24 protein-coding genes and 3 pseudogenes are annotated in these 26,893 nt (G+C 67.8%); 13 read left to right on the plus strand and 14 right to left on the minus strand.

Annotated elements, in window-relative coordinates:
* Positions 1-5 precede the first annotated feature (5 nt).
* On the plus strand, positions 6-839 hold the full coding sequence (locus OHA17_RS38445; protein WP_406510396.1) for a helix-turn-helix transcriptional regulator: 834 nt from the start codon (positions 6-8) through the stop codon (positions 837-839).
* A 429-nt stretch (positions 840-1,268) separates the two neighbouring features.
* Here OHA17_RS38445 and OHA17_RS38450 read toward each other — a convergent pair whose 3' ends face one another.
* Both OHA17_RS38450 and OHA17_RS38455 read right to left on the minus strand, forming a co-directional pair.
* Complete coding sequence (locus OHA17_RS38450; RefSeq protein ID WP_406510397.1) at positions 1,269-1,619, minus strand: hypothetical protein; 351 nt, start codon at positions 1,617-1,619, stop codon at positions 1,269-1,271.
* Positions 1,620-1,964: 345 nt separating this feature from the next.
* Positions 1,965-3,572, minus strand: coding sequence for an MFS transporter (locus OHA17_RS38455; protein ID WP_406510398.1), 1,608 nt, complete (start codon positions 3,570-3,572; stop codon positions 1,965-1,967).
* 632 nt (positions 3,573-4,204) lie between these two features.
* Here OHA17_RS38455 and OHA17_RS38460 point away from each other — a divergent pair.
* The 5 genes and pseudogenes from OHA17_RS38460 to OHA17_RS38480 all read left to right on the plus strand — a co-directional run.
* Positions 4,205-4,507, plus strand: a pseudogene (locus OHA17_RS38460) (hypothetical protein); the annotation flags it as partial.
* Between the two features lie 33 nt (positions 4,508-4,540).
* Positions 4,541-5,749, plus strand: a complete 1,209-nt coding sequence (locus OHA17_RS38465) for a cytochrome P450 (RefSeq protein ID WP_406510399.1) — start codon at positions 4,541-4,543, stop codon at positions 5,747-5,749.
* 36 nt (positions 5,750-5,785) lie between these two features.
* Positions 5,786-6,322: a cupin domain-containing protein gene (locus OHA17_RS38470; protein WP_406510927.1), complete on the plus strand. Its 537-nt coding sequence runs from the start codon at positions 5,786-5,788 to the stop codon at positions 6,320-6,322.
* A 333-nt stretch (positions 6,323-6,655) separates the two neighbouring features.
* The gene (locus OHA17_RS38475; protein WP_406510400.1) at positions 6,656-7,705 is read left to right on the plus strand and encodes a zinc-binding alcohol dehydrogenase family protein; all 1,050 of its coding nucleotides are present in this window, start codon (positions 6,656-6,658) and stop codon (positions 7,703-7,705) included.
* Between the two features lie 110 nt (positions 7,706-7,815).
* Positions 7,816-8,019 (plus strand): annotated as a pseudogene (locus OHA17_RS38480) (IS630 family transposase); the annotation flags it as partial.
* Between the two features lie 54 nt (positions 8,020-8,073).
* On the opposite strand, the gene OHA17_RS38485 reads toward OHA17_RS38480, so the two are convergent.
* Complete coding sequence (locus OHA17_RS38485) at positions 8,074-8,835, minus strand: class I SAM-dependent methyltransferase (RefSeq protein ID WP_406510401.1); 762 nt, start codon at positions 8,833-8,835, stop codon at positions 8,074-8,076.
* Between the two features lie 296 nt (positions 8,836-9,131).
* Between OHA17_RS38485 and OHA17_RS38490 the strand changes: the two genes are divergently transcribed.
* Positions 9,132-10,136 carry a DUF1259 domain-containing protein gene (locus OHA17_RS38490; RefSeq protein WP_406510402.1) on the plus strand — a complete coding sequence of 335 codons (1,005 nt, stop codon included), beginning with the start codon at positions 9,132-9,134 and terminating at the stop codon, positions 10,134-10,136.
* 214 nt (positions 10,137-10,350) lie between these two features.
* On the opposite strand, the gene OHA17_RS38495 is transcribed toward OHA17_RS38490, so the two are convergent.
* The 4 genes from OHA17_RS38495 to OHA17_RS38510 all read right to left on the minus strand — a co-directional run bounded on the left by OHA17_RS38495 (position 10,351) and on the right by OHA17_RS38510 (position 13,851).
* Complete coding sequence (locus tag OHA17_RS38495; protein ID WP_406510403.1) at positions 10,351-11,550, minus strand: transposase; 1,200 nt, start codon at positions 11,548-11,550, stop codon at positions 10,351-10,353.
* A gap of 163 nt (positions 11,551-11,713) precedes the next feature.
* A complete protein-coding gene (locus tag OHA17_RS38500) occupies positions 11,714-12,013 on the minus strand; it encodes a hypothetical protein (protein ID WP_406510404.1) in 300 nt (99 codons plus the stop codon).
* 669 nt (positions 12,014-12,682) lie between these two features.
* A complete protein-coding gene (locus tag OHA17_RS38505; protein WP_406510405.1) occupies positions 12,683-13,138 on the minus strand; it encodes a VOC family protein in 456 nt (151 codons plus the stop codon).
* 89 nt (positions 13,139-13,227) lie between these two features.
* Positions 13,228-13,851: a TetR/AcrR family transcriptional regulator gene (locus OHA17_RS38510; RefSeq protein ID WP_406510406.1), complete on the minus strand. Its 624-nt coding sequence runs from the start codon at positions 13,849-13,851 to the stop codon at positions 13,228-13,230.
* Between the two features lie 107 nt (positions 13,852-13,958).
* Between OHA17_RS38510 and OHA17_RS38515 the strand changes: the two genes are divergently transcribed.
* Together OHA17_RS38515 and OHA17_RS38520 are read left to right on the plus strand one after the other, a co-directional pair.
* Positions 13,959-14,738, plus strand: coding sequence for an alpha/beta fold hydrolase (locus OHA17_RS38515; RefSeq protein WP_406510407.1), 780 nt, complete (start codon positions 13,959-13,961; stop codon positions 14,736-14,738).
* Positions 14,739-15,235: 497 nt separating this feature from the next.
* Positions 15,236-15,391, plus strand: coding sequence for a hypothetical protein (locus tag OHA17_RS38520; protein ID WP_406510408.1), 156 nt, complete (start codon positions 15,236-15,238; stop codon positions 15,389-15,391).
* A 588-nt stretch (positions 15,392-15,979) separates the two neighbouring features.
* Here OHA17_RS38520 and OHA17_RS38525 read toward each other — a convergent pair.
* A complete protein-coding gene (locus OHA17_RS38525) occupies positions 15,980-16,255 on the minus strand; it encodes a hypothetical protein (RefSeq protein ID WP_406510409.1) in 276 nt (91 codons plus the stop codon).
* 655 nt (positions 16,256-16,910) lie between these two features.
* Positions 16,911-17,828 (minus strand): NADP-dependent oxidoreductase, encoded by a 918-nt coding sequence (locus OHA17_RS38530; protein ID WP_406510928.1) that lies wholly within the window; start codon positions 17,826-17,828, stop codon positions 16,911-16,913.
* Positions 17,829-18,295: 467 nt separating this feature from the next.
* On the opposite strand from OHA17_RS38530, the gene OHA17_RS38535 reads away from it, so the two are divergent.
* A complete protein-coding gene (locus OHA17_RS38535; protein WP_406510410.1) occupies positions 18,296-18,577 on the plus strand; it encodes a hypothetical protein in 282 nt (93 codons plus the stop codon).
* Positions 18,578-18,660: 83 nt separating this feature from the next.
* Here the strand turns inward: OHA17_RS38535 and OHA17_RS38540 are convergent, their stop codons facing one another.
* A complete protein-coding gene (locus OHA17_RS38540) occupies positions 18,661-19,089 on the minus strand; it encodes a hypothetical protein (RefSeq protein WP_406510411.1) in 429 nt (142 codons plus the stop codon).
* A gap of 986 nt (positions 19,090-20,075) precedes the next feature.
* Positions 20,076-21,665, minus strand: a complete 1,590-nt coding sequence (locus OHA17_RS38545; RefSeq protein WP_406510412.1) for a putative glycoside hydrolase — start codon at positions 21,663-21,665, stop codon at positions 20,076-20,078.
* A gap of 178 nt (positions 21,666-21,843) precedes the next feature.
* On the opposite strand from OHA17_RS38545, the gene OHA17_RS38550 reads away from it, so the two are divergent.
* Positions 21,844-22,881 carry a polysaccharide deacetylase family protein gene (locus OHA17_RS38550; RefSeq protein WP_406510413.1) on the plus strand — a complete coding sequence of 346 codons (1,038 nt, stop codon included), beginning with the start codon at positions 21,844-21,846 and terminating at the stop codon, positions 22,879-22,881.
* A gap of 61 nt (positions 22,882-22,942) precedes the next feature.
* Here the strand turns inward: OHA17_RS38550 and OHA17_RS38555 are convergent.
* Positions 22,943-23,671 (minus strand): annotated as a pseudogene (locus OHA17_RS38555) (transposase family protein); the annotation flags it as partial.
* A gap of 159 nt (positions 23,672-23,830) precedes the next feature.
* Entirely contained in the window at positions 23,831-24,214 is a 384-nt protein-coding gene (locus OHA17_RS38560; RefSeq protein WP_406510414.1) for a hypothetical protein, read from the minus strand.
* 37 nt (positions 24,215-24,251) lie between these two features.
* On the opposite strand from OHA17_RS38560, the gene OHA17_RS38565 reads away from it, so the two are divergent.
* Positions 24,252-25,262 carry a hypothetical protein gene (locus tag OHA17_RS38565; RefSeq protein WP_406510415.1) on the plus strand — a complete coding sequence of 337 codons (1,011 nt, stop codon included), beginning with the start codon at positions 24,252-24,254 and terminating at the stop codon, positions 25,260-25,262.
* Between the two features lie 119 nt (positions 25,263-25,381).
* Here OHA17_RS38565 and OHA17_RS38570 read toward each other — a convergent pair whose 3' ends face one another.
* Positions 25,382-25,792 (minus strand): winged helix-turn-helix transcriptional regulator, encoded by a 411-nt coding sequence (locus OHA17_RS38570; protein ID WP_406510416.1) that lies wholly within the window; start codon positions 25,790-25,792, stop codon positions 25,382-25,384.
* Positions 25,793-25,892: 100 nt separating this feature from the next.
* On the opposite strand from OHA17_RS38570, the gene OHA17_RS38575 reads away from it, so the two are divergent.
* Complete coding sequence (locus OHA17_RS38575; protein ID WP_406510417.1) at positions 25,893-26,750, plus strand: alpha/beta fold hydrolase; 858 nt, start codon at positions 25,893-25,895, stop codon at positions 26,748-26,750.
* Positions 26,751-26,893 lie beyond the last annotated feature (143 nt).

Genomic DNA, 26,893 nt, shown 5'->3' on the forward strand with positions numbered 1-26,893 from the left:
CAGGCATGATCCCCGGCACCGTGGACGCGACACACGAACTGGCCGTATTCCTGCGGACCCGACGAGAACGCCTGGACCCACGGGATTTCGGCCTACCGGCGCGTCGGCAGGCCCGACGGACCCCGGGACTGCGCCGCGAAGAAGTCGCAGAACTGGCCGGGGTCAGCACTGACTACATCGTGCGGCTGGAACAGGCCCGCGGGCTGCGGCCCTCAGCGGAGGTGGTGGAGGCGCTGGCCCGGGCACTGCGCCTAACACCCGACGAACGCGCCCACCTCTTCGGCCTGGCCCGGCAGCGGCCTCGCAGTGCTGACAAGCTCGCCACCGTCGCAGAGCCAATGCTGGCCCAGCTGGTCGCCGATCTGTCGCCGCTGCCGGCGATGCTGATGAACCACCGCTACGACATCCTGGCCTGGAACAGCGCAATGGCGAAGCTGCTACCGACCTTCGACACCTTGCCGCCACAGCAGCGCAATGCGATGTGGCTGTGCCTGATGCATCCGGAGACACGGGACTTCTACGTCGACCGCGAACGTGTCGTGCGAGAGGGGATCGCCCACCTGCGCACTGCGTGGGCCGCGCATCCGGAGGACCAGGCGTTGACCGACCTCATCACCCAGTGCATCACTCACGACCAGGAGTTCGCGCGATTGTGGGCCGAGCGAGAGGTCAAGGTCAACGGCCGCGGACGCAAGACGATGCGGCATCCCGAGGCCGGTGTGATCGCAGTCCACTTCGAAACGCTGACACCGCTTCAAGATCCGGACCAGCTGTTGGTGATCTACCGCGCCGCCGACGATGAGAGCCAGTCGGCATTGGACCGGCTGTGCACACGATGATGGCGAACCGCCCCTTCGTTCACCGAGACCGAACCGCCGCAACGGCGTGGCTTCGGGATCCACCGGTGAGATCCGAGCCGGAAGCATGCCGATCCGCCCCACCTGCGACGACGTCAAAACCCGCCTCCAGCAACTGCTGTTCGCCAAGCTGACCACCTGACACCGGAGCCTGGGGTCCGTCGCGTGACCTGCACCTGACCAGGGGGCTCGCTACATCAAGGTCGACTCAACCCGGGTTGGGCGCGGCTCGTCCTCGGTGAAGCATCCAGCCAGCTCCATGGGTCCCTACGGAGGAGCCGCACCCAAAGCCAGTCCCAGAATGGCCGCTGCCACGATGAGGATGCTCACGTAGATCTGACTGGCCACTGCGACCAGGGCGGCTCCGAGAGCGAGGACGGTCAGTGTCACCGAAAGGCTCGCCATCCCGCCTCAGCGGGGTGGCAGCGTGCCCAGGACCACTCCGCCGATGACGCTCCCGATCGCCATGGCGCTCAGCAGGACCCCGCTCATCAGCGGGGCATCGTGCTGCTGGGCCCAGGCGGGGAAGGCTAGTTCGATCGACCGCACCGCGAGGAAGAACAGCACAGCCACGGTCAGCGTGTGCCTCAGCGGTCCCATCCAGTCACGTGCGTCGGGCTTCTCCTGCCGCACGTGACTGGGGCAGTCGACCTGGGGCAGTCGGCGGAACAGCAGCAGGACCGTCGTGCTGGTGGTGAGGAAGGCGGCGGCAACCAGCCCTGCCCAGGGCGCCACCAGCTCCGCCAGGAATCCCGCCAGCATCGGCTCGGCGATGAAGCCGAGGTCGGCCAGGACGGCGTCCAGGATCCGTCTTCGTGCAGCTGGGAACGAGAGGGCTACGTGACCAGGCCTGCTGAGGCACCCGTCGGGAAGGTTCTTCCCAGTTCACGTGTACGCGGACACTGCCCCGCAAGGTGCGCGGCCCAGCGACGGCAATCAAGAGGTGACGGTCACCGCCGCCACCACCGGGCCCCCGGAGCTTGTCCGCGCCGAGGTCACGGACCATCAGTGCGAGGGCATGTATTACGGCCGCGGACTGCGGCGATCAGCGACGGGGGACCGCAGGTCTCGGGGTGCGAACCCCCGTGCCGGCTGCGAGTCCCGCGCTCACCCTTCGCTCCTCGCGCTCACCTTTTCCTGTTCGCGGGCGGGCGGCTCCTCAGGGGTGTGGCGCGGCAGGAAGACCAGCGTCACAACCGCACCGAGAGCGGCGACCCCGGCCGATACGGTGGCGGTGACGTGCATGGCATGGACGAACGCGTCGTGGGCGGGCTGGACCAGCGCCCTGCCCGCCGACCCCAGCTCCTGCGCGACCGCCAGGGTGGTCTCCACCGACTCGCCCGCTGTGCGCCGCAGGTTCTCGGACAGGTCGGGGACCGCCGCGAGATGGCTGTCGATGCGGCTGTGGTAGATGGTGGACAGCAGCGAGCCCAGTACAGCGACCCCCAGCGCACCGCCGACCTGCCGGAAGGTGTTGTTGACCGCGGAGGCGGAACCGGCCTTCTCGCGTGGCAGCGATGACATGATCATGACGGTGGCGGGTGGCATCACATGCGCCGTCGCCGTGCCCATCAGGAAGAACACCACCTCCAGTACCCAGATCGGCGTGGTAGTACCGAGTAGCAGGAAGCCGAGGAACGCGATCGCGTCCAGGGCCAGCCCGGTGGCGCACACGGCACGTGGGCCGAACCGGGCGACGACCAGGCGGGCCCGCGGCGCGAAGAACATTTGGGCGGCGGCGAGCGGGAGCATCAGCAGGCCGGTCTGCAGGGGGGTGTAGCCGCGCACGCTCTGGATGTAGAAGACACTGAAGAAGGTCACGCCCACCAGCCCGAAGAAGACAAAGCCGATGGCGACCACGGAGGCGGAGAAGCGCCGGTCGCGGAAGTACGCGATGTTGAATGCCGGGTGGTCGCTTCGGTGCTCGTGGAGCACCCAGCCGCCCAGTACGGCGACACCGGTGACGATCGTCACCCACGACACGGGCGCGGTGAAGTCGGCGAGCTGGCCGCCCTTGATGATGCCGTACGCCAGCAGGACCAGACCGATGACGGACAGCAGCACCCCGACCGGGTCGAGCCGGCCGGGGAGGGGGTCCTTGGAGTCCGGGACGAGCGCGGCCATCGCGACCACGCCGATCACCACGATGGGCACGTTGATCAGGAACACCGATCCCCACCAGAAGTGCTGGAGCAGCACCCCGCCGACGATGGGGCCGAGCGCGATGGCGAAGCCGACTGTTCCGGTCCAGATGCCGATGGCCTTGGGCCGCTCGTCGCGGTCGAAGACGTTCGCGATGATGGCCAGGGTGCTGGGCATGACGAACGCGGCACCGAAGCCCATCAGGGCGCGGAACGCGATCAGTTCACCGGAGGAGCCGGAGATCGCGGAGAGCAGGGAGCCGATGCCGAAGGTCAGCATGCCGAAGATCAGGGTCTTCTTGCGTCCCAGCCGGTCGCCGACAAGCCCGGAGGTGAACAGCAGCCCGGCGAAGACCAGCGTGTAGGAGTTGATCGCCCACTGCAGCTGGCTCTGAGTGGCGCCGAGTCCAGTAGGGGGTGGCTGGGCGATGGTCTTCATCGCGACATAGAGGATCGAAGTGTCGAGCACGACAACGATCAGACTGAAAAGCAGCACGGCCAGGATCACCCAGCGGCGGGAATGTACCGCCTGGGGAATCTGTACGGCCGGAGACCGGGACTCGGGGGCAGACATGTTCCTACGCTAGAGTCACTTACCGACAGAATCAGCACTGTCTCGCAGCTGTCCCCCGAATGGCGGATATATCAGTCGTCACCCGTGATTCCTCCAGCACCCGTGATTTCTCACTTCAGGGAAACACCGCTCACTCACTCGACTGTGACTGAATAGGCGTCTGGGAGTGCGGGTTGTGCGGTGTGTTCACACCTGCGATGCCAAGAGGCAGAACCCGCAAGTCATTTCCTTACAGCCCCGGTGTCCACCAGCCCGGGCCGCCCCCCCAACGCGCTGGTGGAGGGGTATGCGGGCTTCGGAGTGCGGGTTTCGACAGGCTGTCCTAGCGTGGAACGCGGCGCCCAACAGGACACCGTCCTTGAGGAGCAGATCCAGGGCCGTTCTGTGCAAGCAGGAAATCGCGGCCCCTGATCACATCGCTCCCCTTGAGGAAACCCTCGAACCTGGCGCGGAGGATGCACCATGACCAAGTTTGCGACGTGATCTCGCACTCCGGCTGATCGAAAATACCGGAGTTCTCCAACGGCACGCCGTCCAGCCTCTCGCGAGAGGTGTTGCACCATCCCGGAGTGGACGCCCGCAGTGCCGTCCACCAAGCGGAATCCAAGGCTCGTGCGGGTCACGTCCGCAAGCTGGACTTCTGCATTTTCCATGCGGGCGTGCCGCCACTGCCCCGGAGCGCTGCTGCGGGCGGGCCACGCATCCTCGCCGATCTGAGCCGCTTTCTGGGCGTCCGCCCGAAGCCTTCCGGCTCAGCCGCGCCACGATCACTGAGTACGGCAACAGCGCCGGTGCCGTGGTGCTCGACGCACTGGCACGGCTTGTTTGACGAGGCGTCGGCCCTCGACTCCCACGAGGAGTTGCCGGCCAGCTTCGGTCCCGGCGTCACCGCTGAGATCTGCCTCGGCACTTGGCCCTTGGACCAGGCAGCTTGAGTCCGCGTCCGCACCGAGCAGGAGGTATGCATCATGAGCAGTCAAACGGATCGGCCACCGGTCCGCTTCTGGAGCGTTGACGACATCGAAGCCCTCGACTTCGACCCGGCGATGCAGGAGATGCTGGACGACGGCGGACTCGCCCGCATCCGGATGCCATACGGGGAGGGCGATGCGTGGGTGGCGACGAAGTACGAGGACGTCAGACTGGTCACCACCGACCCGCGGTTCAGCAGGGCGGAACTGCCCGGTCGTGATATCACCCGGCTTGCCCCGCACTTCATCCCGCTCGACGACGCGGTGGGGTTCACCGACCCTCCGTACCACACGGGGCTGCGCAAGACCGTAGCGAAGATGTTCACCCGCCGGCGCGTGGAGCAACTGCGCCCGCGCGTAGAGAAGATCGCCGAGGACCTTCTGGACGCGATGGAACAGGCCGGAGCACCGGCCAATGTGATGGAGCACCTCAACACGCCCCTGTCGGTGGCCGGGATCAGCGAGCTGATGGGTGTGCCGCAGGAGGACTGGTCCCGGATCCTCGACTGGACCCTGCTGGTCATCTCGTCGGCGCAGGGCCGCCGGCGCAGCGAGCAGGCCAAGGAGGAGATCGGCGCCTACTTCGACGCGCTGGCCACCCAGCGGATGGCGGAGCCCCGCGACGACGTACTCAGTGATATGGCCGCCGCTGAGCGAGACGGCCAGCTCTCCCGAAAGGAGCTGGTGGCCTTCGCTGTGCTGATGGAGGTCAGTGGCATCAACTCGGTGCGGTTCAACAGCGCCAACATGGTCTACCTGCTGCTCACACACCCGGAGCACCATGCCAGGCTGCTGGCCGAGCCGGACTTGCTGCCGCAGGCGGTGGAGGAGTTGCTGCGCTTCATCCCCCACCGCAACGCGGTGGGCATGGGCCGCATCGCCACCGAGGACGTGCAAGTCGGCGAGGTGACCGTCTGCCGCGGCGAGCCCGTCTACGCCTCGTACGTGGCGGCCAACCGCGACCCGGAGAAGTTCGACAACCCGCACAGCCTCGACTTCGACCGCGCCTTCAATCCACACCTGGCCTTCGGCAACGGACCGCACTACTGCGCCGGCCCCTGGCTGGCCCGGATGGAGATGCAGGTGATGCTCCGCGGACTGCTCGACCGCTTCCCCGACCTGCGTCTCGCCGTTCCGCCGAGTGACATCCGCTGGCGGCAAGGCGAGCTGATCCGGGGTCCGGTAGCGATTCCGGTGACCTGGTGACGAGAAACGGAGGACTTCCCGATGACCGATCTGACGATGTCCACGATGGACGGCCTGGTGCTCCCGCCGGGCGGGGGACGGACCCTGGTGACCAGCGCCCAGGAGGTGACGATGAAGGTAACGGGCGCGCGCACCCAGGTGGGTTCCCTCTTCGAGGTGGTGGTGCCCCCCGGATTCGACGTGGGCGCACACGCCCATGCCAACAGCGAGGAGGTGTTCTACCTCCTCGAAGGTGAGCTGGAGGTGCTCGCCTTCGAGCCGCGGGAACGCACGCCGGACAACTGGCAGCTGTGGGAGTCCCGTTCCGGCGAGGGGCCGGTGCGGGCCACCCGGGGCTCGGTGGTGCATGTGCCGCCCGGCTGTCCGCACGCCTTCGCCAACCGGACGGACCAGAACGCCAGGATGCTCGTGCAGGCGGCTCCGCCCCCGAACCACGAACGCTACTTCGAGGAGCTGCTGGAGATCCTGAACGCCGACGGCCCCCCGGACGAGGCAGCCGTATCCGCCCTGCGCAAGCGCTACGACATCCATCAACTGACCCCGTTGCGCACTCGGCTCAGCGGGCCGTCGTGATCCGGTCCCGCTCTCCGATGACGTGGTCCCAGGTGTTGAAGCTGGTGAGTTTGACGTCCGTCTTCTGACCTCGGCCGGTCCGCCCGCGCAAGTAGTGCGGGCGTATACGGCAGGGGTAGGAGGAAGCACGAATCGTGAACGCACCAGTAGGAGATCACAGCGGTTCCGCCGGGTGCGGTGATTCATACGCCCGCCCTCACCGATGGCGCATGCTGGCGCAGTTCAGAGAGTGCAAATGGTCATACCGGCACCTCTGGCGCCGCACCATCCGGCGACACCATCCCGCCGACGGCAAACCGTCGGCGCCGCCCATCCGACGGGAGGTATGGACCGGTGAAAGCACTCGTCATAGAGGAGTTCGGCGGCCCGGAGGTGATCCACCTCGCGGAACTGGCCGATCTCGAACCTGGGCCCGGCGAGGTCCGGGTCCGGGTGTCGACGGTCGTTGTCGGCCGCACGAAGGACATCGCGACCCGGGCCGGACGTCCTCCTTTCGCGGGACAGGTGCCGGGATTCCCCCACGTACTCGGCAGTGAGCACGCCGGCGTGGTCGACGCCGTCGGTCCCGGCGCGGACCCGGCGCTGATCGGGAGACGAGTAGCCGTCTCCGCGGTACTTTCCTGCGGAAAATGCCGCGCTTGCCAGGCCCGCCGTGAGGAGGCGTGCTCGTCGTTCGGCCTGATCGGAATACACCGGCAGGGCAGCTACGCGCACTCGTGCGTGGCGCCGCAGTCCAACATCTCGCTGCTGCCGGATGACGTCCCCTTCGCCCAGGCGGCGGCCCTGGCGGGCAACGGGCCCGTGGCCAGAGCACAACTCGAAGCTGGTCATGTCGGCCCGGGCAGCAACGTGCTGGTGATCGGTGCGGCGGGGTCGCTCGGCGCGACCGCCGCATCGCTCGCCGGCTTTCGCGGGGCCCATGTCATCGGCGTCGACCGGCTGGCCGTCAAACCGGGTTGCATGGACGGCCTGCCACTGCGGGCGGCCCTCGACGGTGACGCGGAGGACCTCGCCGGCGCCATCCGCCTGGTGACCGGCGACTGGGGTGTCGACTGCGTCATAGACAACCTCGGCATCCCGGCGGTCTGGCACAAGTACCGCGAAACACTGGCTGACATGGGCCGGATCATCGTGTCCGGAGCGATTTCGCACGAGCCGCTGCCCATGTCGCTGCTGCCGTTCTACCTCCACAGCCAATCGCTCATCGGGGTCCGCACCGGCAACCGCACGGAGATCACCGCCTTGTGGCGGGATGTGGCGAACGGCTTCCGTATCCCGGAGGCATTTGTGGATCCCAGGCCGTGGGAATCCGTGAGTGATGCCCATCGCGCCGTCGAGGCGGGGGTCTCCCGCGGCCAGGCGGTGCTCGAAGTGGGGGACTAACCAGGCAGGGGATTCCGGGACAGACGAAAACAGATGCATTACGCATAGGCGGCCTGGGCCGCGCTGAAGTCGATCCGTGCGGATCGCCCGGGACGGTGCCCCGACCTCCGGCGTACCTGGGGCCGCTGCGACAGTTCACCCTCGCCAGCTCCTACTATCCCAACCAAGCCGTCCAGGCAGCGAGTTGCACGGCTGTCTGTGTCTGTCTGCGCTGGCGCAACCAGAACGCCCGGCATCCCGACGCCTTGGCCGCCCGACGACGTGAACGCGCCCGCGTACGCAGCGAGAAAGGCATACGGCTCGGCGGCTCGCCCCATCGCCGGACCGGTCTGACCGTCCTTCCGAATTCCAGGCCATTGGGGGGCAAGTCACGGACGAGTGGCCACCAGAAGATCCACCACGTAGGTCTCTTCCACCACCTCGTCGGGGAAGAGCTCACGCAGTCGGCCGCGCTCTTCGGAGAGAAAGGCACGCCTGTCGTCCTCGGCAAGGACAAGGAACGCTGAGCGACTGCTGGTGTTGGCAAGGTGCGTATCGAGGGGGATCGTGCGACTCCAACGCACCTGGCGGCGGGCGACCCGGAGCCCGGAGAGGCCCGCGAGGCGGATGGCGTCGCTGTCGTCGGGACGTACCCGAGACGTCGGCTTCACTCCGCAGTGGTGCGCGATCCGCTGGTGCTGCTCGCTGATCCAGGGCACGTCGAAGGCGGTGGTGTTCCACCAGATCGCGAGCGCACCGCCCGGAAGCAGGACGCGCAACGCCTCCGGGACCGAGCGGGCGGTGTCGGTCCACTGCCAGGATTGCGCGTACGTGATGAAGTCGTGGGAGGCGTCCGCGAGGGGGAGGGCGTTGCCGTCGCCTCTGACGATCGGCACATCCGGGAGCACGGTGCGGAACTGGGCGGCCATGGCGTCGCCCGGCTCGACGCCGATCACATCAGCCCCGCGCTCACGCAGCAGAGCGGTGGCGATTCCGGTGCCCGCGCCGACATCGGCGACGCGGGCACCCATCAGGGGACGGCTCGTGACCTGTTCGATGAAATCGAAGAGCGCGGGCGGATACGAAGGGCGGCTGGCCGCGTACTGGTCAGCAGCCGCGTTGAACGAAAGGGCGCGTGAAGTGGCGGTCATCCCCGCATCATCGCCCCCGCCCCACTGATCACCCACCCCGTTCATCGTTTCCGGTCACAGCGTGAGCGACGGCGTCGGGAGTCAATACAACGCGAACATCCGGTTGTCCGGACGCGAGTGGGACAGGCACAGGAAGTAGGGAGAGGCAACTTTTGTCGGCCAGGTGGGCGAACGCGGGCGCGGGCGCACACATCTGATCCCCAAACCGGGACAACATTCACGCAGTCACGCAGTGACGCAGTCATCGAGTCACGTAGGCGTAGGCGGGGACGCTTACCTGGACGAAGAAGGTTCCCATGTCTGCCACCCCACGCGGGCGCACTGGCACGCTGTCAGTCCTGGCCGCGCTCACCACATCCGCCCTCGCCCTGGCCAGTGGCGGTGCCGCCGTCGGGCACACCGCCAACAGCCATGCGGGAGCCCCGGGCCACCTGCACTGCCCCCGGCTGCAGCGCCCGATCGCTACGACGGAGGCTGACTGGCAACCCGTCGCCGAGGCGTTGGGCCGCACCGGCGCGTTGCGGGAGAACGTGGTCTACGGGATCTCGCTGCCCCGCAGGGATCTGAAGGTCACCAGCCGGGGAGTGAAGATCGGGGCGTCGCTCGCGCTCAACGGCAGCGCGGACTTCGCCCGGTACTGCGACGGCACCATGCTCATGGGCGATCTGGTGCTCACTGAGGCCGAACTCCCCAAGGCCACCGAAGCCCTTCAGGAGGCGGGCATCGAACAGACCGCCCTCCACAAGCACCTGCCCGACCAGAAGCCCCCCATCTGGTGGACGCACTTTCACGCCATGGGCGACGCGGTCACCCTCGCCCGCAAACTCAAGGCAGTTCTGAAAGTCAGCGGCGACCCCATCGCGGTGCCGGCGCCGGCGGTCACCAAGCCCATCGACCTGGACACCGCCGAGATCGACGAGACGCTGGGCCGCAAGGGCATCGCCGAAGGCCGGACTTACAAGTTCTTCATCGGCCGCGCGGAGACCGTCACCTCACACGGCCATGTGCTGCCCGCGCCCATCGGTGTCGACACGGTGATCAAGTTTCAGGCCCTGGGGAAGAAGCGGGCCGCGGTCACCGGCGACATCGTGATGACTGCACATGAAGTGCAGAACGTCCTCCGGATCCTGCGCAGGGGCGACTTCGAAATCGTCGAGCTGCACAACCACATGCTGGACGACCAGCCCCGGCTGTTCTACGTGCACTACTGGAAAGTCGGGGACGGCGTCGAGCTGGCGAGGGGCCTGCGTCCGGCCCTGGACGTCACCAACCTGGCGCCGCCGCCCACCCCGGAGTCGTGACCCACGCCGACGATGGGCTCGTGGGGCCGTTTTGAGGTTTCGTCAGGACTAGAACTGGCCCCGCAGCCGGTGCGGATACGGCCCGTACCCGCCCATCGGCGGCAACGGCTCCATCAACGCCCAGTCATCACCGCGCAGTTCACGTCCAGCCACACGGACGTTCCACCGGAGCATTGATCACGGCTCGGCACAGGCCCTGGGCGCTCGCGTGCTCCTACGGTGGTGAGGTGGAGGTGGGGCGCCATGGTGGCTCTATCCCGATGAGCCTCAGGCACGGGAGGCCGCGGCTCGCCAGCACGTGCAGGACCTCCAGTCTGAGGCTCAGTCTGAGGCTGCGGATTTGGCTCTCCGGTTGGAGAGGGCACGGGAGGATCTGGCGCGGTTGGAGATCACGCGGGAGACGGGGCTGCCACCATGATCGTGGACACCGGTTGTCATGCAGCGCCGGCCAGCGTAGTTGATCTTTCTTCGAAGGTGATCGGGGCGAGGCAGCCGATCGTGGAGTGCCCGCGCTGGTGGTTGTAGAAGCCGAGCCAGCGGGAGACCGCGAGCTGGCCGGTTCGTTCGGTCGGTCGGCCCCGTCGGCCGGGCAGGATCTCCGCTTCGGCGAGGCGATGAACGACTCCGCGGCGGCGTTGTCTGCAGAGGTGTCGACCGCGCCCATGGACCGGCGGATCCCGGCCCTTCGGCTGGTGTCGGCGAACGCCTTCGCCCCGTACGGGGCTCCGTGATCGCCGCGGAAAATCACGCCGTCCACCAGGCCGCCGCGGACGCGGACGGTCATGTCGAGGGCGTTGGTGACGAGCTCGGTGCGCATGTGACCGGCCATCGACCAGCCCAGCAGGCGACGGGAGTACACGTCGATGACCGTGGACAGATAAAGGCGCATCCCACCGACAAGGGGCAGGTAGGTGATGTCCCCGATCCAGGCGCGGTCGGGGCGGACGCGGAGAAGTTCCGCCGGAGCAGATCGAGTACTGCCTGGGCGGCGAAGTCGGGAAGGGTGGTGCCGTGCCGACGCATCAACTTCCGCCTCCGGATGGCGTGTTGGTGCATGAGTCGTTAGATGCGATTGTGGTTCACCGCCAGGCCGCCCGCGCGGAGTGCGGTGGTGATCCGCCTGGCCCTGTACGACCCTGATGTGCTCGGCTATGCCCAAGCGCCCCGACGATCCCACGCCCGAACATGTCGAGGCCTGGGTGGAACTCGCCGGACTATGGCAGGACGCGGACTTTCGTGTCGCGATACGCCGCTCAGCTGAGGACCAGGCGGAGACGGTGTCCGGGTCCGGCCGGTGGGGTGGTGAGTGTGCCGGGTTCCCGGGCGACTGGTTGGACTCGGGGGCCCTTGGGGCACTCTCTGACGTGATCCTGCGCCCGTTCAACGACTCTGTGCGGCCCCGGTCATCCCGCATCCCTGCCCAGCCCCTTGCGGCCTTGCGCCGTGGTCCTGGCCATCCATGACGGTCTGTTCGGTGTGCGCTGCGCAGCGGCGGTGGCCTGTCCACCGGCCCCGGGTGTGCGGACAGCCCCCTGCGTGGCAGGGGGCTGTGGGTCAGGCGCGGTGGTCGACTGCCGTCAGAGGAGCTTCTGGGGGGCCTGGTACTGGTTGACGGGTGCGATGTTGCACGCGGCCTTGGGGCCGCCGAGGCCGTGTCCGCCGATGCCCTCGCCCTCCGGCAGCGGCACCAGGCAGCGTCCGTCGACGTTGACGAGCGGGGCGCCGTAGGTGTTGAGGATGCCGCCTGACTCACCGGCGATGACGGTGTTGCCGTTGCGGGTGCCGAAGTCGGAGGCACCCTGCGCCGAGGCGGGTGCGGCGACGGCCATCATTGCGGCGGCGGCGAAAACCGCTCCGGCGAGAACCTGCTTGATCACGATCATGCTCCCATTCGGTGGATCGGCGAGGAGTGACAGGCCCGCCCGGCGGGCAGCCTGCCGCCCCTGGGCAGTGTCCTGTGGATCACGGACAGGTCGCGGCCTCCGACACGGCACCTCGCCGCGTTGCTGAGCAATCCCCACAGCTCCTCCCTCAAGCCCTCAAAGGCCAGAGGGGACCCCATGAAGACGCTCCAGCGCCTTGCGATGCACCGCACCAGAGGCTGCGACCTGTCCGACCGTGATCCACCAGACACTCCAGGAACGAGCAGCGTGCACAACAGGTCACAAACTGCGCCCATTTAGTCTAAAAGAGACATAGCCGGGGGCGGGGACTGGTGCGCCTGCTGTCCGTCGGCGGCCTCCCGGGGCCGTCGGCGCAGCCGCAAAAGCGTGAGCCGCGGCCCTACTTGAGTGACCGTGGTTACGCAGCCCGATCCCGGTCACCCGACAGGAGCCACACCTCAACGCGGACGTCGTGACCGTCGGCGCCACCGGTATGCCAGGTATGCCGGTATGGATGTGTAGGAGTGTCCCCAGCGGCAAGGCGCAGCCACTCCGTCGGCCACAGCCCAGCCCAGCGAAACCACACGCCACCTGGGGGAGACCGCGACATGAGGTGCCGGGGGCCTGCCGACACCGTTCGAGGCTGCATCGTGTGACGAGCGCTCAGCTTCTGGACGTTTCGTCGATGGCGGGCATCGGATTCCCGCCCGGATGCCACCCGTTGAGGAAGCTGGCCTGCCTGGCGACGTCAACGAGTTCGATCCGGGCACCGATGCTGTCCATCTGGTGATAGGCGAACGGCCGGCCATAGGGACAGCCGGAGAAGTCCACGGGCATGCCCTCTTTCTCCAAACGCTGGGAACCGTGCCGCACATCGCTGGTCCAGAAGCCGATGTGATCGAATCTGGCTCCCCTGGACGCGTCCCAGAGGCTGCCTGACGGCCCTTCAATGAGCTCGATGAAGGGCGGCCCGCCTGCGGTGAAGACGATGCGGTAGTCCCACTCACCGAGCCGGTCGGACACGGGATCACTCCACTCGACCCCGGCCGCACGCTGGAAGTCCTGCATGGCCTGCTCGATGTCCGGGACCACGAAGCACACATGGTAGAAGGCAGTCATCCACCCATGATCGGAGCAAGTGTCAAGAGCTGTGGATCGGTTGGGTCAGTGGCGGCCGGCCGGAATCGCTGCGGTCAGGTTCGTCGCGGTCAGGTTCTGCGCGTTGTTTGCCATCCCGCGATCAGGGCGCCCAGCGCGTCAGTCCAGATCGGCGTGCTGTCCGGCTGCTGGTCCGAGGACGCCTCCGAGGTCGCCCGTCGGACGTCCAGCGCGGCGAGTCCCTCACACAGGCTGCTGAACTGCCAGGCGGCCTCCTGGACTGTTCGCCCGCCGGTGCCCCCGGAGTCCTGAAGCCGGCGGATCCGCTTGAGAAGAGTCTCCAAGGCTTCCCTCCTGGCCGGTTCGAAGCGCTTGCGGACCTCTGGAGACGCTGTGGCCCGCTGCTGGAAGGCGACCTGGAACAGTGCGGGATGGACCAGGGCCCATGCCCGGAATCCCGACACTGCGGCCACAATCAGGTCCCCGGCGGGATCGTCCGTGGTGGGCAGCGCCGCGATTTTCGCCGCGAGCAGCGCGAACCCCCGCACGCCCAAACCGGCAATCAGGGCGTCTTTGGAACCCAGGCTGGCGTAGACGGCCCGCGTCGTGGTCCCCACCTCGTCGGCGACCCGGCGCACGGTCAGCGCCTCCAGGCCCTGGGCCTGCAGGATCTGCTCCGCCGCGTCCAGCAGCGCCTCGGCTGTCTCCGCGTTGTGCACACGCTTGCGTCCCACGTTGACAGTATATCGGAACAGCGTTACGTTACAAAGAAACGAAACATCGTCGCGAAATGGAGGCGACCGGGCCTCATCGCGGTGAGACATCTCCGCGGAGGTGCGTCATGGCAACCGCGACCGATCTGAAGACCGGCCTGGCCTACGACATCGAGGGAACGGGCACGCCCGTCGTCCTCCTGCACGGGATGACCTTCGACCGACGTACATGGCAGCCGATCATCGACGAGCTGGACGGCGCCGTCACGACCATCACCATCGACCTGCCGGGACACGGCGGCAGCAGTGGCGAACCGACACGGCTGGAGGGCGTCGCCGAGCAGATCCACCGACTGCTGGAGTCACTGGCCATCGAACGCCCGGTTGTCGTCGGGCACTCGATGGCCGCCGCGGTGGCCGCGCTCTACGCGTCCACGTACCCGGCGCGCGGCATCGTCCTGGTGGACCAGGCGATGGAGGTGCTCCCTTTCGCCCGGATGGTCCATCAGATCGCACCGATGCTGCGCGGACCTGCCTTCGACCAGGTCTGGATGAACATCGAGAACAGCTTCGGGCTCGACCGCATCCCCGAACCGGCCCGCGCGCTCGTCCTCGGCACGCACAAGGTCGAGCAGGATGTCGTGCTCGGATACTGGGATGAAGTCCTGACCACGGACCCGGCCGAGCTGCAGGCCCGGATCGACGCGAAGACGGCCGGGATCCAGGTCCCCTGCCTCGCGGTGTTCGGCCGGCTTGCCACCTACGGGGAGCGCGAGCGGCTCGAAGACATGCCGGACGCAGAGATCGAGGAGTGGGTGGGCGATGGGCACTTCGTCCACCTCGTCGATCCCAGGCGATTCGCGACCAGGATTCGCGCCTTCGTCGACTACTGCGACCAGGCAACCTGACCAACGAGCAGGGGACCGCAGCTGAGGCGGAGGAATTGTCATTCCTGAAGGGGCGGGCTCTGTCAACAGTGAGTTTTCTGCTGGTCGTTGGTGGGATCGGGCACAGCCGACCTGCTCGTGGCCGGTCCGCCGTTGAAGGGGCCAGATAATTGTCTGGCCGTGAGCCCGCCGCCACCGAGCTGTTCATATGGAAGGTCACTTAATTACGCGACGGACGACAACTCCAGCCCGAGGCGTGCGGGCTACGGGCTGGGGTCGGCGCTGGCACCGGTGAAGGGTGAAAATTCTGGGGTGTCCCGTACACCCGTCCCGTAATCTGCCCATATGGCCAGCGCTCATCGTGAACTGCTTTCCCGGACTGCCCGCAAAACCGTCCGGGGACTGATGAGCGGTCTTGTGGCAGGGGCGATCGGCGAGTACCGGGAGAACGAACACTTCGCGCAGAACCCTGGCGCCACGCCTGGCGGCTCCTCGACTCCTGCGCCGGGTGTTCGAGCATGCTGCTCAGCCGCGACCGGGAGTGCCGAAACAGCGAAGACGGCCTGCCTGTCGACGGGGCGACGGAGCTGCGGGAGGCGTATGTGCGGGACGGCAGCCGCCTGGATGACGAGCTGCGGCTGCACACTGTGCGCGCTGCCCGCGCCGGTCAATGATCCGGACCGGATCACCCGCTTCGACGTCCGTCGGCACGATCGACTCGGCGGAGCCCTCCATGAGTATCGTCATGACGAGTCCGACAGAGGTGGCCAAGCCGATGATTCCGACAATCCACTGTGCAATCGGAACCTTAGATCCTAGTCAGGTTGCCCATTCAACTACTCATCGGGCGGGATTAAGGCCTTGGGAGTAATTCGGGCGGTGCAGGCCAGACGGTGAAATATGAGGGGGCGCACAGCAGGGCGTTTCTGCTCACCCGTTCGGGTGGCGGGTGCATGTCTACCCGTCGAGTCGGGCAACCATGCGGTAACTCGAACAATCCACTGGGCCAAGCCCCACTGATGGACAGTAAGGGAACCTCATGCGCCGTATCGCCGCACTTATCCTCGGAACTGCCTGCATCTTTGGGATCACAATCACCGCCGCAATGGCTGCCCCTTCCGACGGGCCCTTCGGTGACGGCGGTGACACTGTGCTCATGCTTCCCGGCTTTCATGGCGTCCGGTAGTTCTGAACCGCGGGCCCGGTTGATGTTCAGTCGGTCGAGGATCCCCCAAGCCTTTGTGAGTGCAGGGTCGTTCGGCTCAGACTTCGACGCCTCCCGGTACTGTGCGTGCCGATAAGTTCATCCGGGGTGTGACCTGATGCGTCTGGTCTACCTCAACATCGGCCACCTGTTCGCCGCGATGCGTCCGCTTGGCCGGGATGCGGACGACAGGGATACGGAGATCCTGGTGCTGCGCCACCAACTCGCGGTGCTGCAGCGGCAGGTGGCTCACCCTCGTCCCAGCCGCACCGACCGGATCCTGCTGGCGGCGCTGCTGCGGCATGTACCCCGAGCCCGTCTGCGTCGGCTGCACCTGATCGTCTCTCCTGACACGGTGCTGCGCCGCACCGCGCTCTGCTGCGCCGCCGCTGGGCGGCACGCTGCCGGGTCGGGCGAACGGGCCGTCCGCCGACTCGCCGGTCCATCCAGTCGCTGGTGCTGCGCCTGGCCCGGGAGGATCCCGGCTGGAGGTACCGCCGCATTCACGGTGACTCGCCGGTGTCGGGATCACAGTCGCGCCCTCCGCCCTGTGGGAGATCCTCAAGCGGCACGGCATCCCGCCGTCGCCCGATCGGGACGCCACGGCTCGCCCGTCGTCGGACGTGTCCTCGACGCCCTGCACGCGCCCTCCCCGACGCTGCGCATTTTGTGGGGAAGCCGCCTGGGACACGCCCGTATGACTCACCGCGCCAGCGGCTCAGTTCCCGTTGACCGCCGAGGAGATCATGGAGCAGTGCCCCTGGACCACGCGGCTTCCCCACGGGCAGCGTGATTGAGAACGTGCGCTGGCGTGCGCCGGCGGTCGCGGTGTGCGCCATCGGGCCAGCAGCGTGATGATGCCGTCCACCGCGCCTGCCGAGGCCAGGCACAGGACACGGTCGACGACAGCGGACTGGTGAGGGCGGCCGATGCACACACTGCGTTGGGTTCCAGGGTGGCTGTTCGCTGGTTACCCAGGACAGCCGGGGCTACGGCAGCAGCACGATCTTGCCGTGGGTATGCCGCTGTTCCAGCTCGTGGAACGCGTCTCGTACCCGTTCCAGGGGGTAGGTGTGGGCGATCGGCACCTCCAGTTCCCCGCGTGCGGCGAGCCGGGCGAGTTCGCCGAGCACGACCGCGCACGCTGCCGAGCCTTCGCCGTAGGTGCGTGCACCCACTCTGGCCGCGGCCTGCCAATCGCGGATCGTGTTAACCCGCTCGGGCCGCACCCCCAGCTCCACGGCGAGATCCACGTAGCCGTCACCGAACGTGTCGATGAACGCGTCGACGTTCCCGCCGGAAGCCTGCCGGATCCGATCGGCCACGCCGTCCCCGTACGCGACCGGGACGACACCGCGATCTTTCAGCCAGGCGTGGTTCGGCTCGCTCGCCAGCCCGATCACCGTGGCGCCATGCCGCCGCGCGAGCTGCACGGCAAGAGACCCGACGCCTCCCGCCGCACCGGACACGACCACCGTGTCGGCTGGTTGGGGGTCCACCGCGAACACGGTGGCGTACGCAGTCGTGCCCGCCACGTACAGCGACCCGGCCACGTCCCAGGACAGCCCCGCTGGGCGGGACACCAGATTCACGTCGTTGACCACGACGAACTCCGCGTGGCTCGCCCTGTTATGGGTGAAGCCCAATACCTCATCGCCCACCGCGAAGCCGCGCACCTGCGAACCGACCTCCACCACGACGCCGGCCAGATCGCTGCCCTGCCCGGAGGGGAACGTCGCCGGCCAGCGTTCGTGCAGCGCGCCCGTGCGGATATTCACCTCGCCGGGCTGGATTCCGGCCGCCCGGACCTCGACCAGCACCTGGTCCGGGCCGGGCACCGGCCGCTCCACCTCCTCCACCCGTAGCACATCGAGCCCGCCGTACTCGTGGAACCGCACAGCCTTCATCGCGTGATCACCGCACTTCGTCGTTCGGATAAAACCTTGGGCGGCCACGTGCCGGACGACGACGCCGCGACCCCGTGACATCGCGTTCAACGATCAGGAACGCATGTGTCTTCCCAGAAGCACCACTAACTAGGGCGGCATCCTGCGGGCTCTGGCGACTCCAACTGGCATCATTCAGCGGATGGTTGGTGAAGACCGGGCGATGTGAAGCTGCTCAGGAGGGCGAGTTCATCGGGGACCACGGGCTCCACACGGGTGCAACATCGGACCAGGGCGCGACGGAGCCCACCGTCCTTGTCGATCGTCTTGGACATGGCGAGAGCAGGGGGTGCCTTTGCCCTGATGGATGATTCCGGGACTCCCGCAGAGGCGGACGATGAGCTGGTCGCCATCCGCAGGTGGTACGAACTGAGCGAGCGGACGTTTGCTGATCTGCATTGTCCGGCGGAGATGCGGCGGAGATCCCCGTGGACAAGGCGCGGGCCGATCTGCCGCTGGTCGCAGGCGGCGACGATCCGATGTGGCCGTCTGTTCCCTTCGCGGAACAACTGGCACAACGCTGGCGCTCGGCCGCGACCTCGGTAGGTCTGATCACTCGCCACGATGTCGGCCACCGCCCATGTTTTTCTGGCGAGAGCCCAGGGTCGGCATCCCCGCGCTTCCAGCACGGAGGCACGCCCGAAGCTGACGCGCTTTTGGAGACTGCTGCCTGGCCCTGTGTCCTCGACGCGCTCCGCAACAGCGGCTGACCCTCCCTCCGTTTGACCGCGCGCGAAGCTCGGAGAAGGTCTTTATCGGGCGGCCCCCGAGCGGCGGCCAGCCACGTTGGCGGCTACTGGCCCTGGCGCACCTTGACGCCGCCGACCAGCGAGTACGCGCGCACCTTGACCACCGCGCCGCCGGGCTTGCCTGCCAGGCTACGGCTGCGCCCGCCGACCAGGGAGAACCCGCTGACCTCGACCGTGGTGCCGGCCGGAACCGTCAGGTCGACCCCGCCGAAGACCGAGAAGGCGTCGACCTCGGCACAGGCGCCCTCGGGGTAGGTCAGCTCCGCGCCGCCGACCAAGGCCGCCTTGATGAGGCGGGTCGGACCGGCCGGGAGCGCCGCGTTGGTGTGGTCGAGCTTGGCCCCGCCGACGGCGGCGACATGCACGGTGCGCTCGCCTGCCTCGAAAGCGTCGCGGTGCTTGAGTCCGCCGAGGAGGGACAGGCTCCACTCGGTGCGGCGGGCCGGGGACGCGGTGTTCTTCGTGATCTCCATGTCCCCAAAATTACGGCTGCGGCCTGACGTGCCATCAGTGTCCGCGGGCATCGACTCCGCATGACAAACGTCATCGTGCGCAGATGACGCGGGGGCGGCACCCCTGGACCGCCGGCCATACAGGGGGAGGGACCTGGCCGCTGACCCGCTCGCCGGTCAGGTGAGGTTCTCCTGCGGCAAGCGGCAATGCCGCCGAGCCTGGCTCCCGCCACAGCGCTGTCGCCGGTCCGGACGAGCTGGCCGCCCTCGTGGTCGTAGCCTTCGAGGCCGATCCGATCCCTTCCTCGACCATCCGCGCGATGCTGGTCGAGCGGTATGCCGGTCGTGCTCGCTTCTCGGAAACGGCCCCAGCACTACGGTGGGATGCATGTCCGAGCCTTCCGTGCGGGGTTTCTACGACGATGTGGCCGACGGCGGCTGGCACGGGGGCCTTCCCATCTCCGCGACCTCCGTTCTGCGCGCGGTCCGGCTACGGTGTCACTCTTCTGGGACCCATGAGGCCGATCACCCCCTCGCGCCACCGTCCAGGCTTCACCATCTGCCGAGCCTGCGAGGACCGGCTCGCCTGCACCACCAGCACCGACGGCTGATGCCCCGTCCCCTGCAGGCGATCCAGAACCGAACCCGCACGGAAACAGGAAATCCCCGACTGGCAGGCCCGCGAGCTGTTGCGCGTGGGGTGCCAGGCCATCGTCTCCGAGACCGTCCATGCTATGGCCCGCGCCACTGCCGCTATCGAGGGCCGGCGACGGTGCACGTTCAGTACACCGCCGCCGGCGCCAACATCGTCCGTCTCAGGGAATGCTTCCCACCCGGCACCATGCCCTCACACACATCACGGCTGCTCACCCCGTTCCAGTAACTGTGCCGGAACACCAGCCCTCAGACGGGCAGTTGGCTCGCGAAGATCGCCAACAGCATCCCGAATGTGAGACAGGGCCGTTCTCTTCACAGTCCTTGTCCTCCTGCCGGGGATCCAGGTCTTGTCATTGCAGGGTGGTCAGCGCCGCCCCTTGATACGAGGCTCCGGCGTTCCAGAGCAGGAAGGAGTTCATGCCGTCCTTGGCCGCCGCTCTGATCTGGTCGGCGACTTCGGTGGGGCCGTAGTGGACGCCCAGGGAGAAGTCCTGGAGCCAGGGGACGACCGCAGCTCGGGTGCCCTTGACCTGCTTGGTGAAATCGGCCAGCGACCGGTTGACGATCTCGTACGGGCTGGCGTTCGGACTGGCGACCCCGTACTCACCGACGGCCCAGTGCGAGGGGTAGACCATGGGAGCGATGTAGTCGGCGTGTTGGGCAATGGCGGGGATGTCCTGGGCGATTTCGGTGGGCCGGGTGGCGGCGATGCCGAAGACCGAGACCCCGAGGTATTTGCCTTCGGGCTGGACGCGGAGCTGGGTTTCGGCGACGAAGTCGGCGATGGACTTTTCGGGGGTCTTGTCGCCCAGGCCGGGAAAGCGCAGTGTGGAGAGCTTTCCGTCGGGGCGTCGCACGTAGTCGTACAGGATGTCGTCGAAGCCCAGCTTGGCCGCTTCGGTGGCCAGGGCGATGTTGTACTGGCGGACCTCGGGATCGGCGAAGTTGGTGAACGAGAGCGTGCCGTAGTGGCCACCGTCGTACGGGCTGCCGTCAGGCGCCAGGACCAGGCGGTTGTCCTTGCCCTGGTGGTGGGATGCCTGGGCCAGGATGGGGTCGCGGAAGGCGACGATGCGGCCGATGACGCGGGCTCCCATGCCGTGCAGGGTGTCGATCACCTTGCGTGCGTCGTAGCGGTTCTTCACGGCGCCGATCTCGCGGGCCAGCGGCACGGAGGAGTCGTAGCCGACCTCGCCGTTCTCGTCCTTGATGTCGAGCTCGACGGCGTTGAGCTTCTTGTCTTTGACGAGCTGGAGAACCGGGTCGCGGACCTCGGACGAGGACCAGCCGATGGCGGTCAGGTGCGCGGCCCGGGTGAGGGGGTAGGGCGCGACCGCGTTCACGTGCTCGCGGGTGACGTTGCCGGCCTGGTCCGTGGCCGTCACCTCGATACGGGCGGGGGGCTTCTCGAACCGGCGGGAGAAGGTGCCGTCGTTGCCGACGGGCACGGGCGTGCCGGCTATGGAGACCTTCACCGGCCCGGCGTCCTCGACCCGGCCGCCTACCGTCATCGGTGCGCCGGGCTTGGTGGTTTGGGCGGGGGACAGCCGCAGTTTCGGGGCGGTGGTGTCCACGGTGAACGTCCGGGATATGTCGTGCAGGAAGGACAGGCCACTGTGGGACGTGGCCGTCAGTTCGTGCTTGCCCTCGGCGAGTGAGGGGGTGTCGAGTGTGAGGCGGTCGTCGGCCCGGTGGGTGCGCACCGGTTTCCCGTCGAGCAGCACCTCCAGCTCGGCCAGGTCGGCTCCGTCCTTGGCTGTGATTGCGAGGCGCAGGTTGCTGACGTCGGCTCGGCCCAACGTGTCCTTGCTGCTGAGTCCTTCGACCTGAAGCTGGCGGGAGGAGGATTGTATCGCGAAGGCCCCGAGCGCCGCGCAGACCGGCACCAGCAGGGATATGGCTATGACGGCGTATCGCGTTCGGGGTCGTTTTCCGCGCATGTTCACTCTGCCGTTCTCGAAAGAGGGTTCCTTGCGATATGACATAGCCGCCGCGCCGTCCGCCCAAGAGGTTTCGAGCGGGTAATCATGCATTCGGCCCATCAAGCCGGGGTGTGGGTCGCGTTGTTGCCTGAGGCTGGAGGCGACGGGAAGCGTCTCGTTCACCTCCGGAGGCATCATGCGTCAATCCCACCGAAGCGGCGGCGCGGTCGTCGTCGCATCGGCCGTCCTGCTGCTCACCGCCTGCTCGGCAGCCCAATCCCCACCGGAAGGGCGCCAGGAAGGGCCGTCGGGACCGGCGCGCAAGGCCGCCGGGCAGGCAGCGGTTGCCGACCCGGCGACAGTGCAGGCCAATGAGCTCGGGGCGGTCCCGGTGCTGATGTACCACCAACTGGTGGCCGAGCCCAAGAGTGTGTACGACCGCACGCCGCAGGACTTCCGCGCCGAGCTGGAACGGCTGGCAGGGGAGAGGTACGTACCGGTCACCGCGCGGGAATTCAGCAGCGGGAAGATGGACATTCCCGCCGGTACTCACCCTGTGGTGCTGACCTTTGACGACTCGACCGTCTCCCAATTCCGTCTTGGCACGGATGGCCGGCCCGCGCCCGACACCGCGGTGGGCATCCTGCTGGACACCGCCGGGAAGCACCCCGGATTCCGCCCCGTGGCCACGTTCTTCGTCAACGCCGACCCGTTCAGCGAGCCGGGCGGCCGAAAGTCGTTGGACTGGCTCGCCAAACACGAATTCGAGGTCGGCAACCACACCCTGCGGCACACCGCGCTGGGGACGGTGGACGACGACACCGCCCAGAAGGCCATCGCCGACAACCAAAAGGCGATCACCCAGGCCGTGCCCGGCTTGTCGGTGGTATCGCTGGCACTTCCCAACGGTTCGATGGCCCACTCCCGGCAACTGGCGCTGAAGGGAGCCGCCGACGGCGTCAGCTACCAGCACGAGGGCGTCTACCTGGTGGGAGCCGACCCCGCCCCTTCCCCCTTCTCGACCACCTTCGACCCGGGTGCCATCCCGAGGATCCGCTCCCAGGCGGCGACCGGCCCCGAGGCCCAGTTCACCTCGACGGCCTGGCTGGACAAACTCCGCGACGGGACGGTCAAGCGTTACACCTCGGACGGCGACCCGAAGAAGATCAGCTTCCCCAAGTCCGAGGAGGCCCGCCTCGCCCCGGCCCACCGGCAGGCCGCCCGGCCGTACTGAACGGGGAACGGTTTACGGGACCCGAACCTCGTTGAGGATCTTCAGCGGGGACGCTTGAGTGTGAAAGCACAGCCTTCACGATCGACGTCATTCGGTTCGGGCTGATCCTGGCTTCGCGGAAGATGCGCCAGCACTTGAGGCGGGCGAAGGCCCGCTCGACGGGGAGCCGGAGTCGGGCACGTGGCCGGGTTGACGTTTGCCTGATCTCGCGTGAGGGCTCGTCCGAGGTGCCGTTTGAAGGGAATCTGGAAGGCGTCGCCGGCTCCCGCGTACGCCTTGTAAGCGAGGACGGGGAGCCGCGACGCCCACAGGTGGTGATGATGCGGTGAGTGGGGGCCGCAGTGATGGCCACGGCGCGGCCGGGCAGGGCGGGCGAGTACCAGATCAGTTCCTCGGCCGGTAACGGTAACGGCCTGGATGTTCACACCGTGCCGCCTGGCCTTGCCCGAGTAGTGCGTTTCCTGGCCACCGACCCGGTCGCACCCGCGATCGTGCCGTCCACCAGGACATAGTCGAAACGGGCCCGGCGCAGCGACCGGGTCGGGGACAGGGCCCGCGCCGCGAGCAGGTTGGTGACACTGCCTACGTGGGCGCGAGCGGTGGCCTCGCTGATCTGGACCCTGCTGCGATCTTTGCGAGCGTGGTGTGTTCGCGCAGGCGGACCAGGGCCCCAACGCCCGTCCGGAAGGCGGGAGTTGGTACTGGCGCCACCCTCATGGGTAACGATCAACATCGTCACCCACTCCACCAGCACATGCGGCAGATCGAGTGCGGCAGGACAGATGACCAACGAGGCCCCCAGGCAACCGAGTTGAGACGTGAGATCTCTCGCCCACCTGCCCGAGGGCCCCGTCTGCTACGTGCCGCTCCCCGCCACTCGATCGAGCCGCTTCAATGAGCCGATCGACAGGCGCAGGAACGAACTTGAGATGAGCATGCCTCAGTGCTGTCATAACTGCGTTTCGACGTCATCGACGGAGGTTCCTTTCCTGTTGGTGAGTATGGTCGCCTGCTGGTGGTCGAGCCAGGCTTGCCGTGAGCGTCGGCCGTGGGACTGCTGGTGCAGGAGCCGGAGCCGTTTGACTTCCGTCGGGTCGACTCGGATGACCCGGAGCCGTAGTGGTTCGTCGAGCTGGCGGCCGGTGGCCCAGCCGCGTCGGAGCCAGCCGTGGAGCGTGAGGTAGGGGATGCCGGTGTGGCCTTCGGCTCGCACGGACAGGGCGGTGACGCGGGCGCGCTGGAGGCCGAGCCCCGAGTAGAGATCGTGGGCGGTGCGGGCGAGGGCCGCGGGGCCGGGCCGGGGCCCGAGCAGGCGCGGACACCGGTCAGCCACAATGGTGAGCGGACAGAAGAACGATCGTGGGGGACGGATGGCAAAGTGGCGCCCGAAGGTGCTGGTCGGTGCGGTGGTGCTCGCGCTCGGAGCCGCCGCACTGGTCTGGGGCGTGTGGCTGAGGGACGAGGGTGGGGACGACCTCGCCGACCGCTGCCAAGGGACGCTCGCGGTGGAGGAGGCACGGGCGTTCTTCGGCGGAGGAGAACTGAAGGCGCGCGGCCACACTGGTGACTGGGTCGGTCACGAGTCCCAGTGGTGCTCGGTGTGGGCCAAGAGCGACCCCGCCGGGCCGCTTCTCCGCCTCCAGATCCGGCCCCGGGCTGCCTACCGGGCCAACGGTGCCGGTGACGAGGCGTCCGCGACACCGATCGGGCAGGGCTGGAACGGATCTTTCGCCGTCCGGCCCCAGCCGCAGGCAGCCGTACTGGTCGACTGCGCGCCTCTGGCGGGCAAGGGCCTGTATGTCACGGCCGAGACGACCAAGTTCGCCGAGAAGCTCTCGGCCGGACAGCTCCTCCAAGTGGCCCGCCTCGCCACCGAGACGGCACGCAGCGCGGCGGGCCACTTCTCTTGCGAGGGCAAGCTGGGCGAACGCCCCGCGAGTGTCGACCGCACGGACTGGACCCAGCGGCCCGTCGCCCAGGCGGCAGGCACCTGCGCCGGCGTCGTCAACGTCCGCGAGGCCGCCTGGCTGACCGTCACAGCAGTCACTGAGAAGCCCGCCGGGCGCGCGCTCACCGAGCAGTGCTCGCTGGAGCGGGGCGAGTTGGGGCTCTTCCACATGACCGCGTACTACGGGCCGTCAGCCGAGCAGGAGATGTACCTCGACGGCCGATACCCCGGCACCGCGACGGACTCCTACAAGCGGTCGGTGCCGTGCAAAGGTGCCATCGGGACCGCGTACTTCAAGCTCGTACGTACCAATGACCGCGCCCCGGACGGCACTTCGGGCGCGCACGGCACGAGCGACCCGGCCGCGCTGAACCGGCTGCTGGATTCCTTCGTCACCGCATCGAGCGGCCGACACGGCTGCCCCACAACCTGACCCGGGGTATTCCCCCTTGCGCCGGTGACATCTCCTCCATCTTCTACGTGGTACCAGGGCGGCGATGTCGGCCGCATCGAATACCCGAGCCACCAGTACTGAGCGCGGAACCGGGCTCCCTAGCCCTCATCGGCCTTCTGGTCGGCGGCTTCGTTGGCGCGGTCGATCTCGGCCATGTGCTCCTCCGCCCAGGTCCGCAGCCCCGCAAGCGCGGCTTCAAGGGACAGCCCGAGTCCGGTGAGTCGGTAGAAGACCCGCGGCGGCACGGTCGGTTCGACCCGGCGCGACACCAGCCCGTCGCGGGTCAGGCTGCGCAGCGTCACGGACAGCATCTTCTGCGAGACGCCCGGCATCCGGCGTTTCAGTTCCGCGAAGCGCACCTCGTCCGGTGCGGCATCGGCGAGCGTCTTGACGGCCATGGACGTCCACTTCGTACCTATGCGGTCCAGCAACTGCCGCGTCGGGCACTGAGGATCGAACAGATCGCCGCGCACCCCGCGACCGGCGGCCCGGGCTCCTCGGGTGGTCACCTGTGGCTCACCACCTTCCCTGAAAGTGCCGTCTAGGAAGCGGCCGGACAGTTACCTATCGTTCTGTGGTCACCAATGGTAACCAGCCGGGGGAGCCGCCATGCCCGTCACCACCGCACACCAACTCCGCCGCATCGCGACGAACGGCGTCCAACTCAATGTCGCAATCGCCGGGGACGGGCCTGCGGTTCTCCTGCTGCACGGTTTCCCGCACACCTGGCAACTCTGGAGCGGCATCATGGGCCGGCTCGCCGGGCAATACCGGGTCATCGCCCCGGACCTGCGAGGCTTCGGTGCCAGTTCACGTGCCGTCCATGGCTACGACGCAGGCACCCTCGCCGCCGACGCCGAAGGGCTGCTCGACGCACTCGGCGAACCCTCGGCAGCAGTAGTCGGCATCGACGCGGGCACCGCCCCCGCCGTCCTGCTCGCTCTGCGCCGGCCCGGCCTCGTCCGGCGGCTGGTCGTGATGGAGGCACTGCTCGGCCGCCTGCCCGGAGCAGAACACGCCATCGCGGGCGGCGCCCCGTGGTGGTTCGGCTTCCACGCCGTCCCCGGCCTCGCCGAGACCGTCCTGGCCGGCAACGAGGCCCCGTACATCGACTGGTTCCTCGACTCGGGGACGCTCGGGCGAGGAGTACCCGACGACATCCGTGCGGCCTTCGTCCACGCGTACACCGGGAACGAGGCCCTGCGCTGCGCGTTCTCCTACTACCGGGCCCTGCCCACCAGTGCGCAGCAGATCCAGGACGCCGTCGCGACGGCTCGGCTGACCATGCCCACCATGGCCGTCGGCTCCCACCCTGTCGGCACCGGGCTCGAACGCCAACTCCGTCCCATCGCCGATGACCTGGTCGGACACCACCTCCAGGACTGCGGCCACATCATCCCCCTCGACCGCCCCGACGCGTTGTTCGCGCTCCTTGCTCCCTTCCTCGCCACCGATCTGCCGAAGTGAGCGGAGCAGCACCGGGCAGGACGGTGGGAGGCGTTCTGCCACGCGTGCGTGCGTTCGGCATGCCAACGCCGACTGGCCTGAATGGATAGTCGCCGGTGCGTTTCGCTTCTTGGTCCCGCACTTCGCGCTGCCTGCCTCCTTGC

Source organism: Streptomyces sp. NBC_00212 (genome assembly GCF_045206365.1).
In the GTDB taxonomy this organism is placed as follows: Bacteria; Actinomycetota; Actinomycetes; order Streptomycetales; family Streptomycetaceae; genus Streptomyces.

Excerpts from the sequence above, each read along its gene's own strand:
- OHA17_RS38490 (WP_406510402.1), top strand. The coding sequence starts at position 9,132 with ATGTCTGCCACCCCACGCGGGCGCACTGGCACGCTGTCAGTCCTGGCC.
- OHA17_RS38470 (WP_406510927.1), top strand. The coding sequence starts at position 5,786 with ATGTCCACGATGGACGGCCTGGTGCTCCCGCCGGGCGGGGGACGGACC.
- OHA17_RS38530 (WP_406510928.1), bottom strand. The coding sequence starts at position 17,828 with ATGAAGGCTGTGCGGTTCCACGAGTACGGCGGGCTCGATGTGCTACGG.
- OHA17_RS38540 (WP_406510411.1), bottom strand. The coding sequence starts at position 19,089 with ATGGAGATCACGAAGAACACCGCGTCCCCGGCCCGCCGCACCGAGTGG.
- OHA17_RS38455 (WP_406510398.1), bottom strand. The coding sequence starts at position 3,572 with ATGTCTGCCCCCGAGTCCCGGTCTCCGGCCGTACAGATTCCCCAGGCG.
- OHA17_RS38515 (WP_406510407.1), top strand. The coding sequence starts at position 13,959 with ATGGCAACCGCGACCGATCTGAAGACCGGCCTGGCCTACGACATCGAG.
- OHA17_RS38465 (WP_406510399.1), top strand. The coding sequence starts at position 4,541 with ATGAGCAGTCAAACGGATCGGCCACCGGTCCGCTTCTGGAGCGTTGAC.
- OHA17_RS38545 (WP_406510412.1), bottom strand. The coding sequence starts at position 21,665 with ATGCGCGGAAAACGACCCCGAACGCGATACGCCGTCATAGCCATATCC.
- OHA17_RS38450 (WP_406510397.1), bottom strand. The coding sequence starts at position 1,619 with ATGCTGGCGGGATTCCTGGCGGAGCTGGTGGCGCCCTGGGCAGGGCTG.
- OHA17_RS38520 (WP_406510408.1), top strand. The coding sequence starts at position 15,236 with ATGCTGCTCAGCCGCGACCGGGAGTGCCGAAACAGCGAAGACGGCCTG.
- OHA17_RS38575 (WP_406510417.1), top strand. The coding sequence starts at position 25,893 with ATGCCCGTCACCACCGCACACCAACTCCGCCGCATCGCGACGAACGGC.
- OHA17_RS38495 (WP_406510403.1), bottom strand. The coding sequence starts at position 11,550 with ATGCGGGATGACCGGGGCCGCACAGAGTCGTTGAACGGGCGCAGGATC.
- OHA17_RS38505 (WP_406510405.1), bottom strand. The coding sequence starts at position 13,138 with ATGACTGCCTTCTACCATGTGTGCTTCGTGGTCCCGGACATCGAGCAG.
- OHA17_RS38445 (WP_406510396.1), top strand. The coding sequence starts at position 6 with ATGATCCCCGGCACCGTGGACGCGACACACGAACTGGCCGTATTCCTG.
- OHA17_RS38565 (WP_406510415.1), top strand. The coding sequence starts at position 24,252 with ATGGCAAAGTGGCGCCCGAAGGTGCTGGTCGGTGCGGTGGTGCTCGCG.
- OHA17_RS38550 (WP_406510413.1), top strand. The coding sequence starts at position 21,844 with ATGCGTCAATCCCACCGAAGCGGCGGCGCGGTCGTCGTCGCATCGGCC.
- OHA17_RS38485 (WP_406510401.1), bottom strand. The coding sequence starts at position 8,835 with ATGACCGCCACTTCACGCGCCCTTTCGTTCAACGCGGCTGCTGACCAG.